The sequence below is a fragment of the Streptomyces sp. NPDC050439 genome, assembly GCF_040655335.1.
Taxonomy (GTDB): Bacteria; Actinomycetota; Actinomycetes; order Streptomycetales; family Streptomycetaceae; genus Streptomyces.
On record NZ_JBFAJT010000005.1, the window covers coordinates 461,645 to 474,348 of the forward strand.

The 12,704-nt window shown below is 71.8% G+C and carries 15 protein-coding genes; 6 read left to right on the top strand and 9 right to left on the bottom strand.

Features of this window, described 5'->3' with window-relative positions; translation table 11 throughout:
* Positions 1-19: 19 nt before the first annotated feature.
* Together AB0I66_RS23190 and AB0I66_RS23195 are read right to left on the bottom strand one after the other, a co-directional pair.
* Positions 20-493: an indole-3-glycerol phosphate synthase gene (locus AB0I66_RS23190; RefSeq protein ID WP_363209818.1), complete on the bottom strand. Its 474-nt coding sequence runs from the start codon at positions 491-493 to the stop codon at positions 20-22.
* 145 nt (positions 494-638) lie between these two features.
* Positions 639-1,403, bottom strand: coding sequence for a pyrimidine reductase family protein (locus tag AB0I66_RS23195; protein ID WP_363209819.1), 765 nt, complete (start codon positions 1,401-1,403; stop codon positions 639-641).
* Positions 1,404-1,440: 37 nt separating this feature from the next.
* Between AB0I66_RS23195 and zapE the strand changes: the two genes are divergently transcribed.
* Together zapE and AB0I66_RS23205 are read left to right on the top strand one after the other, a co-directional pair.
* On the top strand, positions 1,441-2,535 hold the full coding sequence (gene zapE, locus AB0I66_RS23200; protein WP_363209820.1) for a cell division protein ZapE: 1,095 nt from the start codon (positions 1,441-1,443) through the stop codon (positions 2,533-2,535).
* A gap of 94 nt (positions 2,536-2,629) precedes the next feature.
* The gene (locus AB0I66_RS23205) at positions 2,630-3,994 is read left to right on the top strand and encodes an alkaline phosphatase PhoX (RefSeq protein WP_363209821.1); all 1,365 of its coding nucleotides are present in this window, start codon (positions 2,630-2,632) and stop codon (positions 3,992-3,994) included.
* Between the two features lie 83 nt (positions 3,995-4,077).
* Here AB0I66_RS23205 and sph read toward each other — a convergent pair whose 3' ends face one another.
* The 5 genes from sph to AB0I66_RS23230 all read right to left on the bottom strand — a co-directional run bounded on the left by sph (position 4,078) and on the right by AB0I66_RS23230 (position 8,076).
* Positions 4,078-5,073 carry a sphingomyelin phosphodiesterase gene (gene sph, locus AB0I66_RS23210; protein WP_363209822.1) on the bottom strand — a complete coding sequence of 332 codons (996 nt, stop codon included), beginning with the start codon at positions 5,071-5,073 and terminating at the stop codon, positions 4,078-4,080.
* A gap of 174 nt (positions 5,074-5,247) precedes the next feature.
* A complete protein-coding gene (locus AB0I66_RS23215) occupies positions 5,248-5,826 on the bottom strand; it encodes a TetR/AcrR family transcriptional regulator (RefSeq protein ID WP_363209823.1) in 579 nt (192 codons plus the stop codon).
* A 59-nt stretch (positions 5,827-5,885) separates the two neighbouring features.
* Positions 5,886-6,299 (bottom strand): RidA family protein, encoded by a 414-nt coding sequence (locus tag AB0I66_RS23220; RefSeq protein ID WP_363209824.1) that lies wholly within the window; start codon positions 6,297-6,299, stop codon positions 5,886-5,888.
* Positions 6,300-6,316: 17 nt separating this feature from the next.
* Positions 6,317-7,522, bottom strand: coding sequence for a Cmx/CmrA family chloramphenicol efflux MFS transporter (locus tag AB0I66_RS23225; RefSeq protein ID WP_363209825.1), 1,206 nt, complete (start codon positions 7,520-7,522; stop codon positions 6,317-6,319).
* A gap of 116 nt (positions 7,523-7,638) precedes the next feature.
* Positions 7,639-8,076, bottom strand: a complete 438-nt coding sequence (locus AB0I66_RS23230; RefSeq protein WP_363209826.1) for a VOC family protein — start codon at positions 8,074-8,076, stop codon at positions 7,639-7,641.
* 222 nt (positions 8,077-8,298) lie between these two features.
* On the opposite strand from AB0I66_RS23230, the gene AB0I66_RS23235 reads away from it, so the two are divergent.
* Together AB0I66_RS23235 and AB0I66_RS23240 are read left to right on the top strand one after the other, a co-directional pair.
* The gene (locus AB0I66_RS23235) at positions 8,299-9,264 is read left to right on the top strand and encodes a polysaccharide deacetylase family protein (protein ID WP_363209827.1); all 966 of its coding nucleotides are present in this window, start codon (positions 8,299-8,301) and stop codon (positions 9,262-9,264) included.
* Positions 9,265-9,274: 10 nt separating this feature from the next.
* Complete coding sequence (locus AB0I66_RS23240) at positions 9,275-9,487, top strand: hypothetical protein (RefSeq protein WP_363209828.1); 213 nt, start codon at positions 9,275-9,277, stop codon at positions 9,485-9,487.
* A gap of 31 nt (positions 9,488-9,518) precedes the next feature.
* Here the strand turns inward: AB0I66_RS23240 and AB0I66_RS23245 are convergent, their stop codons facing one another.
* Positions 9,519-10,187, bottom strand: a complete 669-nt coding sequence (locus tag AB0I66_RS23245; RefSeq protein WP_363209829.1) for an ABC transporter — start codon at positions 10,185-10,187, stop codon at positions 9,519-9,521.
* Entirely contained in the window at positions 10,184-11,119 is a 936-nt protein-coding gene (locus AB0I66_RS23250; RefSeq protein ID WP_363209830.1) for an ATP-binding cassette domain-containing protein, read from the bottom strand. The genes AB0I66_RS23245 and AB0I66_RS23250 overlap by 4 nt, the downstream gene beginning before the upstream one ends.
* A gap of 99 nt (positions 11,120-11,218) precedes the next feature.
* Between AB0I66_RS23250 and AB0I66_RS23255 the strand changes: the two genes are divergently transcribed.
* Both AB0I66_RS23255 and AB0I66_RS23260 read left to right on the top strand, forming a co-directional pair.
* Complete coding sequence (locus AB0I66_RS23255) at positions 11,219-11,965, top strand: peptidyl-tRNA hydrolase (RefSeq protein WP_363209831.1); 747 nt, start codon at positions 11,219-11,221, stop codon at positions 11,963-11,965.
* Positions 11,966-11,992: 27 nt separating this feature from the next.
* Positions 11,993-12,700 (top strand): TetR/AcrR family transcriptional regulator, encoded by a 708-nt coding sequence (locus AB0I66_RS23260; protein WP_363209832.1) that lies wholly within the window; start codon positions 11,993-11,995, stop codon positions 12,698-12,700.
* Positions 12,701-12,704: the final 4 nt, after the last annotated feature.

The window sequence follows — 12,704 nt, forward strand, 5'->3', positions numbered from 1 at the left end:
CCGCCGGACGCCGCCTGGCTCAGTCCTTCGCGTGCGAGAACAGCTTCAGGACCGGTACGCCCACCTTGTGCCGCGCCCGCGAGGCCCAGTCCCGGTGGAAGAACTCCTCCACGTAGTGCGGGTCGGTCAGCACGATGACCTCGTCCGCGTCCGACTCGTCGACCAGCTGCTTGAGCGCGTCGAGCGGGTGGTCCTCGATCAGCCGGCCCGATGCCTCGCAGCCCGCCGCGCGCAGCGCCGTCAGGGAGACCTCCAGGGCCTTCCGCGCGGGGGCCGTGGCGTCCTGCCCCTCGGGCACGTCGCCTTCCTTCGCCGCCTCGTCGAGCTCACCCAGGGCCACGTCGTCGATGGCCCGGAGGAGGCGGTCCGCCTGGTCGCCGCGGGGCTGGAGCAGCACCCGGAAGCTGACCGTCTCGTCGCCGTGCAAGGTGGTGACGAACTCCACGTCGGCAGACGTCAGGGCCTTCTCGATCATCAATACGCTTCTGAACACGACAGGCGCCCTTCTCATCCGTGGGCCGCCGAGTGTCTGTCTCGGCAGGCCCCTGCGGAAACCATCCTGCCCCGTGGCCGCACGGGGTCTGCGACTTTTAGTGTGCCCAGCGGAAGCGAAACGGAACGGCCGATTCCGCTGATTGTCAGGTTCGACGGTATCGGGTGAAGAGGAACCCGGCCTCCTCCAGTACGGAAGCCAGGGCGAATCGTTCCGGCACCGCCAGCGCCGACCCCCAGGCGATCCGCTGCGCGTCCCCCGCGGTGAGCATCGGAGACACCGTCAGACAGAGCTCGTCCAGGGCTCCCGCCGCCACGAACTGCCCGAGCAGCCGGGGCCCGCCCTCCGTGAGCAGCCGGGTCAGGCCACGCCCGGCCAGGGCGGGCGCGACCCGCTCCGGCTCGACCGCGGTCCCCTCCCCCGCGACCACCACCACGGCGCCCGCCTTCTCGGCCGCGGCGACCCGGTCGGCGGGCGCGGCGGCACCGGTCACCACGAGCGTGGGCACCAGCGGCGAGGTGAAAAGCGGAAGGCTGAAATCCAGGTCGAGGCTCGCGCTGACGACGGCGATCGCGGGCGCCACCGACTGTCCGGCCGCCGCCCTGCGCTCCGCGAAGGCCTCACGCGCGCGTGCCGGTCGGTAACCCTCCTGGCGGACCGTTTCGGCACCGACGACCACGACATCGGCGACCGCACGCAGGGTGCCGAAGATCCGCATGTCCGTGTCGTTCGAGATGGGGTGCGAGCGGCCGTCGTGCTGGGCCGCCCCGTCCAGCGTGGACACCATGTTGGCGCGCAGCCAGGAGGTCGCGTCCGGGGGGTAGGCGTACGCGTCGGCCAGCTCCCCCAGTCCCCACTCTCGTACTGATGTTTCGTCTGTCTGGTCGGTCACAGGGAACAGGCGTCGCATGTCCAGCAGTCTTGCACGGCGCTTAGAGTTAGGAACCGTGTCGTCCTCCACCGCCGCCCCCGGGCAGAGCCCCATAGCCGAAGCGGCTCCCCTGTCGCTGTGCGCCCGCGAGCCCCATGTCCCCGCCGACCGCCTGGTCGCCGAGATGGTGCCGCCGCCGCGCTTCGACTCCGTCCGCTTCGATACGTACATCCCGGACCCGAACCAGCCGAGCCAGACCGAGGCCGTGCGGGTCCTGAGCGGCTTCGCGGCCGGGCTCGGCGGGGCGCACGCCTCCGGCGCGGGCAAGAAGCGCTGGTTCGGCCGCGCCAAGCCCGCGGCGCCCACCGGCCCCCGCGGCGTCTACCTGGACGGTGGCTACGGCGTGGGCAAGACCCACCTCCTCGCCTCCCTCTGGCACGCGACGCCCGCCGCGCCCGAGCAGAAGGCGTTCGGCACCTTCGTCGAGCTGACGAACCTGGTGGGCGCCCTCGGCTTCCAGCAGACCGTGCGCACCCTCAGCGGCCACCGGCTGCTCTGCATCGACGAGTTCGAGCTCGACGACCCGGGCGACACGGTGCTCGTCTCCTCGCTGCTCGCGCGGCTCGTCGACGAGGGCGTGGCGCTCGCCGCCACCTCGAACACGCTGCCGGGCAAGCTGGGCGAGGGAAGGTTCGCGTCCGCCGACTTCCTGCGCGAGATCCAGGGCCTCGCCACCCACTTCAAGTCGCTGCGCATCGACGGCGAGGACTACCGCCACCGGGGCCTTCCGGAAGCTCCCGCTCCATACTCGGAGGCACAGGTCACGAAGGCCGCGTACGCGACCGAGGGCGCGAGCCTCGACGACTTCCCGCAGCTGCTCGACCACCTCGCACGCGTGCACCCCAGCCGGTACGGGGCGCTCACCGACGACCTCCGGGCCGTCTGCCTCACCGACGTGACGCCCGTCCCTGACCAGTCGACCGCCCTGCGCCTGGTCGTGCTCGCCGACCGCCTGTACGACCGCGAGGTCCCGGTGCTCGCCTCGGGTGTGCCCTTCGACCAGCTGTTCAGCGAGGAGATGCTGAACGGCGGCTACCGGAAGAAGTACTTCCGGGCGATCTCGCGGCTCACCGCACTGGCGCGGGACGCGAAGAGCCTCGTAAAGCCGTAGCGACTCACCGCTACGCGCGTGGTTCCCGCACGCCTAGGCGCGTGGTACACACATCCGGTCATGTTCCTGTCCGCCAGCAGGAGGTCGACCTTTTATGTCCACGACACGACGTCAGGTGCTAGCCCGTACCGGTGCGGTGGGTGCGGGAATCGCCTTCACCGGCGCCCTCACGGAACTTTTCGCGGGGAGCGCCGCCGCGCAGGGCAAGGCAGGGTACGGGCCGCTGGTGCCCGACCCCGCGGGGCTGCTCGATCTGCCGAAAGGTTTCCGCTACAAGGTCCTCTCGCGGGAGGGCGGCGACCTGCCCTCCGGTGAGGGCAAGGTGCCGAGCAACTTCGACGGCATGGACGCGTTCCGCGGCAAGCGCGGGGGCGTGCATCTCGTCCGCAACCACGAGAACCGCCACAACGGAAGAACCCCCGTGCCCACGGTCAAGGGCCTCACCTACGACCCGATGGGCAAGGGCGGCTGTACGGCGCTCGCGCTCGACCGCCACAACAACGTCCTGAGCGAGCGCGTCGCCATCGCCGGCACCGCGGTCAACTGCGCGGGCGGGCCCACCCCTTGGGGCACCTGGCTCACCTGCGAGGAGACCGAGGACAAGGCGGGCACGAACGGCTACACCAAGGACCACGGCTTCATCTTCGAGGTCGACCCCGTCGACCCGCACCGCACCGGAGCCGTGCCGCTCACCGCGATGGGCCGCTTCCAGCACGAGGCGATCGCCGTCGATCCCCGGCGGGGCGTCGTCTACGAGACCGAGGACGCCTTCCAGAAGCCCTTCGGCCTCTTCTACCGCTTCCTGCCCAAGAAGCCCGAGGGCGGCCGCGGTTCGCTCCGCGCGGGCGGCAAGCTCCAGGCCATGCGCGTGCCCGGCGTGCCCGACCTGTCCGCGATCCAGGAGACGGGCGCGTCCTTCGACGGCATCGAATGGGTCGACGTACCTGACCCGCTCGCCGTCCAGACCCCCATCCGCCTCCAGGACTTCGGGCCCAAGGGCATCACGCACGCGCAGAAGCTGGAGGGCTGCTACTGGGGCGGCAGCTCCGTCTACTTCGTGTCGTCCTTCGCGCACAGCGCGGAAGGCTCGGCAGCCGACCACTTCGGGCAGATCTGGCGCTACGAACCGTCGAAGCGCCGCCTCACCCTGGTGATCGTCTTCGGCCCGAGCACCGACATCCAGCTGCCCGGCGAGTCCCCCGACAACATCTGCCTCGCACCCAGCGGCGGCCTGATGGTGGCCGAGGACGGCGGCGGCGCACAGCACGTGTACGGCGTGACGCGCCGGGGCGAGGTGTACGCGATGGCCCGCGGCCGGCAGAACATCGGCACCCCTGAGGAGCCCGAGTGGGGCGAGTTCGCGGGCGTCTCGTTCTCGCCGGACCGCGACACGATGTTCGTCAACTGCTACAACCCTGGCACCACATTCGCCATCACGGGGCCGTGGCACCGGACCTGACGGGTCCTCAAGGGTCCTCAAGGGGCCTGACGGGGGTGCGCGGTGGTTTGCCGCCGCGCACCCCGCACCCCGCGCCCCCGGCGCTAGGAACCGATCAGCGGGTAGTGGTCGGACAGGTTGGTGTACGTGTACCGCTTGCCCCAACTGGACACCGTCCAGGGCGCGCTCTGCTCCTTGACCACCTCGTTGCGCCAGGTGGCGGGGCGGGCGTGGCCCTTGCGGTGCAGGACGTAGTCCAGGTCCTCGCGGGGGTCGTCCGGGTAGCGCTCGGACGCGATGGAGTTGTCCTGGGTGTCGAAGGAGTACGGGTGGCCGCCGCGGCCGTCGGCGGGGGCGAAGTTGCCGTCGGCGAGCATCGAGGCGTACTCGCCGCTGTGTGAGTCGACGTTCAAGTCGCCCGCCACGATGACCTGTTCACCTGCCGGGATGTTCTTCCCGGCCAGGAAGGCGTCCATCTCCTTGAACTGCAGGGCGCGCGTCGCGGCCGCCTCGCCGGAACCGCAGCCCGGGTCGGTGGACTGGGCGTGGGTGCCGACGACGTGCACCTTCGTGCCGTCGACGTTCAACTGGGCATAGACGAAGCCCTTGTTGGAGTACGAGTCGGAGCCGCAGGCGTCCTTGTAGACGTACTGCTCCTTGCGCACGATGGGCCACTTGCTGAGGACGGTCACTCCGCCGTCCTCCGGGGTGACCGACGAGTACGCGCCCCCGGTGGCGTCCCAGCCGGTCTTGCTGCGGCCCATGACGGGGGTCTGATGCGGGTAGCGGTCCGCGGCGTTGGCCTTCAGCGCGTCGGACGAGGAGTTGTCGAACGCCTCCTGAAGGACGACGACGTCCTTGCCCTGGAAGAAGTCCGCGGCCGGTATGGCCTTGGCGCGGTGGTCCTGACCCCAGTTCGGGTAGAGGGTCTTGCTGAACAGGAACGCGTTGTACGAGAGCACTTTGAGTGCGGGAGTGTCGACGGAGGCGGCAGGTGCGTCGGCGGCGGTCGCGACCGGCGCGACGGCGGTGAGCGTGGCCGCGGCGAGCACGGTGGTGATCGCGGCGGCGTGAGTCCTGCGCAGCGCTGGGTGCGGCACTGAATCTCCTGATGGTGGGGGGTTGTTGGGGACGTGCATCTGATGGGGCGCCGCACATCCAATCAGCCGTGATTACTTCTGGGGATACGTCACGTGAACAAAGAACGCGCGCCCGGAGAGCGATGATTCTGTGCGTCCCACCAGGACGCGAACGACCGGGGGCCTACCTGGTGTTCACAGGTCGGCGAGCGCGCTCTCCACCGTGTCGAGCAGCGCCTGCCGGTCGTCCTGTACGCGGGCGAGGACGCGCAGGCCGTAGTACGTGCTCTGCACCCGGCGGGCGACGGTCCGCGCGTCGGCCGTCGACCGGAGCTCGCCCGTGCGCCGACCGGCCGTCACGACGGCGCGCAACTCCTCCTCCACCAGGTCGAAGTTGCGCCGCACCGCGTCTTTGACCTCCGGGTCGAGCCCGCCGATCTCGACGGCCGCATTGATCGCGAAGCAGCCGCGGCCGTCCGCCGCGTCGAGATCGGCGTCCAGGGCGTGGACCATCATGTCCCGCAGCCGCTCCTTGGCCGTGCCTTCGCCCCGCAGGATCGCGACCTGCTCGGCGGTGCTCGTCTCGTGGTAGCGCCGCAGTGCGCGCAGATAGAGCTGACGCTTGCCGCCGAAGGTGTTGTAGAGGCTGGAGGGGCCGAGGCCGGTGCTGTCACAGAGCGCGCGGGTCGAGGTGCCCTCGTAGCCGTGACGCCAGAAGGTGTCCATGGCCGCGGCGACGACGCGGTCCTCGTCAAACTCTCGTGGCCTGGCCATGAACCCCACAGTACGGGTTTTGGAACACACGTACAAAATAACGCGCCCGCCGATTCCCGTCATGTGAGGGCGCCGATGCCCTCGATCTCGATCAGCCACTCCGGATCGGCGAGCGCGGCGACCTGGACGAAGGACTCCGCCGGGAACGGCGGCACGTAGAACTGCGCGCGGAGAGCCGCGAAGATGTCCTGGTGGGCGATGTCGGTGACGAAGACCGTGATCTTCACGGCCTTGTCGAGACCGGACCCGGCGTTCGTGAGGACGGTGGCCAGATTGGTCAGCGCCCTGCGGGCCTGGGCCTCGAAATCTCCGGCACCCACCGTGACGCCGCGTCCGTCGACCGGCGCCTGCCCCGAGGCGAAGACGAGATCGCCCACGCGGATGCCGAGCGATATCCCGGCGGAGGCGTACCAGTCGGGGTCGGCGGTGACGCGGGTGCGGGGGTGACCGGGGGTCGCGGGGGTGTACGTCATGTGTTGACTCGTCTCTCTCATCGGGCTTGTGTCATGGGGACCCGCGTACGTTCCATCGGCTCCGTCACGGCGGCCCGCTCCGACCGCTCCAGCCGCCAGGCCCAGAGCACGGCAACCGTCCCGGCCGTGGCGAGCGCCGCGCCGACCCAGGCCACCGAGGCGTAGCCGAAGCCGGCATCGATGGTCAGGCCGCCGAGGAGCGGGGCGAGGGTGTTGCCGACGTTGAACGCGGCCGTGTTGGTGGCGCCGACCAGCGTCGGGGCGGCCGGGGCGAGCGTGAACACCCGTGACTGCAGGGCGGGGTTGGTGACGTAGCCGACGAGACCGAGGAGGAACACCAGCACGATCACGACGACCACGGAACCGGCCGTCAGCGCGAGCACCGCGGAGAACACGGCGAGCGCCCCGAGCCCCAGACCGAGGGTCCGCAAGGGGCGAGCTTCGGCCGTGCGTCCACCGATGGCGAGGCCCACCATCCCTCCGACGCCGAACAGCGCGAGGACCGCCGGCACCCACCCTTCGGGCACTCCGCTCACGTCGATCAGCAGCGGGGCGAGATAGCTGAAGGTGACGATGACCGCGCCGAAGGCGAAGGCCGTGACGGCGTACGAGAGCCAGAGCTGGGGTCGCGCCATACCGCGCAGCTCCGCCTTCACCGACGTACGCCCGGCCTCGGACCGGCCGCCGGGGACGACGAGCAGCGTGCAGACGAGGCTCACCAGCGTGGCGGCGGCCACCGCCCAGAACGCGGCACGCCAGCTGGAGTACTGGCTCAGCAGGGTGCCGGCCGGCACGCCGACGACCGTGGCCAGCGTCAGGCCGCCCGCCACCACGGCGACCGCCCTGCCCTTGGCCGCGGGCGGCACGAGGGCGACCGCGGTGGCCACGGCCACGCCCCAGTACCCCGCGTACGCGAGGGCGCTGACCACCCGCGTGACGAAGAGGACCCCGTAGCCGGGCGCGAGCGCGCCGATCACGTGGGCGACGACGAACGCCGCCTGGAGCGAGACCAGGGCGGTCCGCCGGGGCCAGCTCAGGGTGGCCACGGCGAGCAGCGGTGCGCCGACGACCATGCCGATCGCGAAGGCGGAGATCAGCAGCCCCGCGTCCGGGATCGACACCCCGAGGTCGGCGGCCATGCCCGGCAGGAGGCCCGAGAGCATGAACTCCGAGGTCCCTTGGGTGAAGATGCCGAGCCCAACCATGTACACCGCAGGCGGCATTACTGCTCCTCCTGATCGCGATTCACCTTTTGGAGCGCTCGCTCCAAAATCGACGATCAGGACGCTAGCACATTCTGAATCGATCGCTTCAAAATGGGCGCGGCCCGGCTCCCGGGTCAGGGAGTGATGGCGGCGGCACCCCGGTCACAGCCGCCGGACTCGACCACCTGCCCCGCCGCGCCCGCCGCGCGCTCCGCCGCACTGCGCAGCACGCAGAACTCGTTGCCCTCGGGGTCGGTGAAGACCACCCAGCCGGTGCCGTCGGGATTGCGGCGGTCCGCCGCCACCGTCGCACCCACCGCGAGGAGCCGTTCCACCTCCGCGTCACGGGGGCTGTCGGGCTGGAGGCAGAGGTGGACGCGGTTCTTCTGGGTCTTGGGCTCGGCGACCTGGGCGAAGTAGAGGTGGAGGCCGGTGGGCAGGGCGATGGCCGCCGTCGATTCACCGGGGCGGTCGTCGTCGTTGAGCGGGTGGCCCACCACCTTGCTCCAGAACTGGGCGAGTTCGTACGCGTCGGCGCAGTCGAAGGCGACGTTGAAGAGGGTCGAGCGCATGGGTGGGGCCCTTCGTTCTCGGCGAGACAGGGTGAGGCCACCGGGTCGCGGCCCCTGTTGCTCGTCCACCCTTACGGCCACGGGAGCCGCCGCCAACGGAATTAGGCGCGCGGGTGCCTGTGCGCGAGAAGCGGGTGCGGTGGTTCGGCCGTCCGGGGTGGCGCGGGGCGGTACAGGCCGCACTTCACCATTTCATCCTTTTTATGTCGATACGTTCGCCGGATGATCACCCTGACACGAACACTGACCCGAACACTGACCTCACGAACACTGACCGCACGAACACAGACCGCGAGGAGACCCGCCACGCGGGGACGGAGGCAGCGGAGGCTCACCGCCGGCTGCGTCCTGAGCGCCCTCGCACTCACCACGCTCGCAGCCTGCGGCGCCGACCCCGCGGCGGGCAGCCGCGACCAGGCCGAGCGCCCCAAGGCGAGCGCCTCGCCCCGCCCCGCGACCCTCGCCCCCGGCCCCGCCGGCCTCACCCCCGTCTTCAAGAACGCCCCCCGCACCCCCGCGTCCGGCTCCCCCACCGTCGCCCTGACCTTCGACGCCGACATGACGGCCGACCAGGGACCTCGTGCCGCGGCGGGTGAGCGGTTCGACAATCCGGAGCTGGTGTCGACGCTGCGGCGCCTGAAGGTGCCCGCGACGTTCTTCATGACGGGGCGGTGGGCCGAGGAGTACCCGGCGCAGGCCAAGGACATCGGCCGGGATCCGCTCTTCGAGGTCGCCAACCACTCGTACAGCCACCACGCCTTCACCGACCGCTGCTACGGGCTGCCGACCGTGCCCGCCTCCCGCATGCGCGCCGACGTGGAGCGCGCCTTCGCCGCCTTCCGCAAGGCGGGCGTCGAGCATCAGGTGCCGTACTTCCGCTTCCCCGGCGGCTGCTACGACAAGCGGGCGCTGCACGCCATCGCCCCCGGCGGCGTCACGGCCGTCCAGTGGGACGTGGTGAGCGGCGACGCCTTCGCGAAGGACGCCGGCGCCGTGGCCCGGCAGGTGCTCGACGGGGTGCGCCCCGGCTCGGTGGTCGTCATGCACTGCACGCGCAGCGCGGCGCCCGCGACGGAACGCGCCCTGCGGACGATCGTCCCGAAGCTGCGCGAGCGCGGTTTCCGGTTCGTGCGGGTGTCGGAGCAGATCAAGGCGGCGGGCGCGCGGCACCAGGATCCGGGGTTCTAGTCTGGCGGGCATGGACGACACCGCCGGGCCCGCCGCCACCAGCGACTCCGCCGACGCCACCGAGCCCACCGCCACCGTCGGACCCGCCGAACCCGCCGCGGGCCCGTTCGCCGAGTGCGTGCTGTGCCGCGAGCCCACCGAGTATCCGGAGACGTACAAGGGCGTGACGCTGTGCCCCGTATGTGAGTGGCACGAGGCACAGCGCACGGCCTGCTCGGGCTGAACCCCGCCCCCTCCCCGGCACCCGGGCGTACTCAGCCCCTGCGCGAGGCCAGCCCGCAGGCCGCTCCCACGGCCGCCGCGGCCAGCGCCGCCGCCCCCGCGACCGGCAGCATCGGCACCGGCACCACCCCGTCCCGCGACCCGGAGACGAGCCCGGTCATGACCGCCTTCGCGGGGGAGCCGGTGGTCACCAGGGAGAGCAGCGAGGCGAGCAGCAGCACCGGGATCGCCCGGCCCGGCGAGCGCATCAGCGGCCAACTCGTGACGGCGCCGATGGCGGTGCCCACGAGCGCGCTCACGAGCATGGCGAGCAGCCCCGCACCGCTCGCCGCCAGCCGGTTCACGGCGGTCCGGTGATCGGTGCTCGCCGGGTCGCTGATCACCGCCACGACGAGCGTGGCGACGGCGCCGAGCAGAGCCGTGGCGAGGAACGCGGAGAGCAGACAGGCCAGCTGGGCCCGCCAGGGACCGGCCGCCGCGGCCGAGCAACTGCGGGCGGCGGGCGGCTCGTTGGTGACGCAGATCCGTACCAGCCAGGCGGCCACGGGCAGCAGCGCGGCGGCCGCGTACGCGAGGGAGTCGAGGATCGGCTGCCCGCTCTGCACGCCGACCGCGAGGAACGCGGCGTACAGGATGACGGGCGCGAGCCAGCGCTGGGACCGCAGGAGCAGGGTGGACTGATAGCTGAGCAGGGCGTTCATCGCTCCCCCACCTCGCTCGCCTCGGGACGTGCGTCGCCCGCCAAGGGACCCGACGCGGGGCCCGGCGCGGGGCCCACCGACACCACATGCCACGGCGGTCGCGCCGCAAGGAGCGCGCGCAGTGCGATGTCCGAGTGGGTCGACGCCACCGTCAGCCGCAGCGCCCCTTCCGCGGAGTGCCCGGTGACGGTGACCGTGCCGGGCAGGGAAGGCGGCGCGGCACCCGGCGGGCCCTGCGCCTCGATCACGGTCGCAGGGGCCCCTTCGGCGGCCGAATCCGGTGAAGTGCTCCCAGCAGTAAGGGCGTTCACCGACGATCCGATCACCGCATACGTCACGTCGACCGCCCCCGAGAGCCGCCGCGGGTCGTGGTCCACGAAGACGACGGCGCCGCCCTCCGCGGTCCGCTCGGCGACGGCCCGGTCGAGTTCGTCGCGGGCCGCCGCGTCCAGGCCCGTCCAGGCCTCGTCGAGGACGAGCAGCTCCGGTCCCGCGAGGAGCGCCTGGGCCACGGCGACCTTCTGGCTGCTGCCCTTGGACAGTTCCGACAGGGGCGTACGGGCGTAGCTCCCGGCCCCGAAGCGCTCGAGCCACTCCTCGGCGCCCCGCGCCGCCGCGCCCTTCGCCAGGCCGTGGATGCGGCCCATGTGCGTGAGGTAGCCGACGGCCGTGAACGGCAGTGCCGCGGGGAAGCGTTCGGGGACGTACGCCGTGCGCGGCCGGCCGACGACGCGGCCCTCGGTCGGGGCGTCGATCCCGGCGAGCAGCCGCAGCAGGGTCGACTTGCCGGTGCCGTTCGCGCCCTCGATCCGCACCAGCGTGCCCGCGCGTATGCCGAGGCTGACGCTTCTCAGCACCCATGGCCCGCCCACCGCGTAGCGCCGCCCCGCCCCGTCGAGCCGCAGCACGACCCCCACAAGATCACTGTCCATGCCGCCATCCTCGCGCAGGGGTCCGACACCGTGGCAAGGTACGGGCTCATCGGGCAAAGCCCCTGACGGGCCCGATCTTCCGCCTGGCAGACTGGACGCGTGAGCAGCGACCAGACCGCCGGGGCCTCCCGGCCGCAGGACACCCCAGACCCCCAGGACAGCCCCTTCCGCGTGGAGAAGACGACACGCGACGAGGCACCGCAGTACGTACTGCCGCTGGTGGCCCGCATCGAGCGCGCCGAGCCTCCGCACCGTACGGACGCCCTGGAGACCGCTGCCCGCGCGGTGCTCGTCATGCTCGGCGACGAGCGGTCCACCGGCGACGGTGAGTGGGCGCAGGCCATGCGTGACTGGCAGGACGCCAGGATCCGCAAGGTGGTCCGGCGGGCCCGCGGCGCCGAGTGGCGGCGGGCCGAGGCGCTGCCCGGCATCACGGTCACGGGCAAGTCGGCGGAGGTCCGCGTCTTTCCTCCGGTGCCGTTGGACGGCTGGCCCAAGGACCTGGCCCGGCTGCAGGTCTCGGGCACGGACCTGGACGACCCGGAGGCGGTGCCGCCCGCGGACGCGACCGCGCCGGTCCTGTGGATGAGCCCCGATGTCGACATGTCGGCGGGCAAGGCGATGGCGCAGGCCGGGCACGGCGCCCAACTCGCCTGGTGGGAGCTGTCGGACGAGGAGCGCGTGGCCTGGCGGGACGCCGGTTACCCGCTCTCCGTCCGCACCCCGGACGCCTCGCGCTGGAGCGAACTCGTGGCGAGCGGTCTGCCGGTGGTGCGGGACGCGGGCTTCACGGAGATCGCCCCCGGCTCCTGCACCGTGGTCGCCGACCACCCCGCCCTGCGCTGAGCCGGGCACGGCGTTGAGGAGATCCACATGGCAGGCGAGCTCGACGTGAGCGCGAACGGAACCGGCGCGGGCGTGGAAGTGGGCGCGGGCGCGGCGAGTGCCAAGCTGGACGGGCGCGTCGAGCGCGGCAATCAGACCCGGCGTCTCGTCCTGCGCCGTACGGTCGACATCGCCTCGGTCGAGGGCCTGGACGCGCTGTCCGTCGGTCGTCTCGCCACCGAGCTGAAGCTCAGCAAGAGCGGGGTCTTCGCGCTCTTCGGCTCCAAGGAGGAACTGCAGCTCGCGACCGTACGCGCGGCGGGCCGCATCTTCCTGGACGCCGTGGTGGAACCGGCCACGCAGTCGCCGCCCGGCCTCGACCGCGTACGGCAGCTGTGCGCGCGCTGGCTCGACTACTCGGAGCAGCGGGTCTTTCCCGGTGGCTGCTTCTTCTACGGGGTGATCGCGGAGTTCGACGCCCGCGAGGGCGCCGTGCACGACGCGCTGGTCCGCGCCAACCGTGACTGGACCGGCCAGGTGGAGCGCTGCGTCGCCGAGGCGCGCGACACCGGCGAGCTGCTCCCGGACACCGACGTCCCCCAGCTCGCCTTCGAGCTCATCGCCCTGATGGAGACGGCGAACGCGCACTCGGTGCTGCACGACGAGCCGGGCGCCTACCGCAGGGCGGCCGTCGCCATCACGGCACGGCTGCGCGCAACGGCGACAAATCCGTCGCAGGTGCCCCAACTCCCCTGATTCC

What these genes read in the sequence shown, in the direction of transcription:
- AB0I66_RS23195 (WP_363209819.1), bottom strand. Translation starts at nt 1,403, where the DNA reads ATGCGACGCCTGTTCCCTGTGACCGACCAGACAGACGAAACATCAGTA.
- AB0I66_RS23205 (WP_363209821.1), top strand. Translation starts at nt 2,630, where the DNA reads ATGTCCACGACACGACGTCAGGTGCTAGCCCGTACCGGTGCGGTGGGT.
- AB0I66_RS23215 (WP_363209823.1), bottom strand. Translation starts at nt 5,826, where the DNA reads ATGGCCAGGCCACGAGAGTTTGACGAGGACCGCGTCGTCGCCGCGGCC.
- AB0I66_RS23220 (WP_363209824.1), bottom strand. Translation starts at nt 6,299, where the DNA reads ATGACGTACACCCCCGCGACCCCCGGTCACCCCCGCACCCGCGTCACC.
- AB0I66_RS23225 (WP_363209825.1), bottom strand. Translation starts at nt 7,522, where the DNA reads ATGCCGCCTGCGGTGTACATGGTTGGGCTCGGCATCTTCACCCAAGGG.
- AB0I66_RS23230 (WP_363209826.1), bottom strand. Translation starts at nt 8,076, where the DNA reads ATGCGCTCGACCCTCTTCAACGTCGCCTTCGACTGCGCCGACGCGTAC.
- AB0I66_RS23235 (WP_363209827.1), top strand. Translation starts at nt 8,299, where the DNA reads ATGATCACCCTGACACGAACACTGACCCGAACACTGACCTCACGAACA.
- AB0I66_RS23240 (WP_363209828.1), top strand. Translation starts at nt 9,275, where the DNA reads ATGGACGACACCGCCGGGCCCGCCGCCACCAGCGACTCCGCCGACGCC.
- AB0I66_RS23245 (WP_363209829.1), bottom strand. Translation starts at nt 10,187, where the DNA reads ATGAACGCCCTGCTCAGCTATCAGTCCACCCTGCTCCTGCGGTCCCAG.
- AB0I66_RS23250 (WP_363209830.1), bottom strand. Translation starts at nt 11,119, where the DNA reads ATGGACAGTGATCTTGTGGGGGTCGTGCTGCGGCTCGACGGGGCGGGG.
- AB0I66_RS23260 (WP_363209832.1), top strand. Translation starts at nt 11,993, where the DNA reads ATGGCAGGCGAGCTCGACGTGAGCGCGAACGGAACCGGCGCGGGCGTG.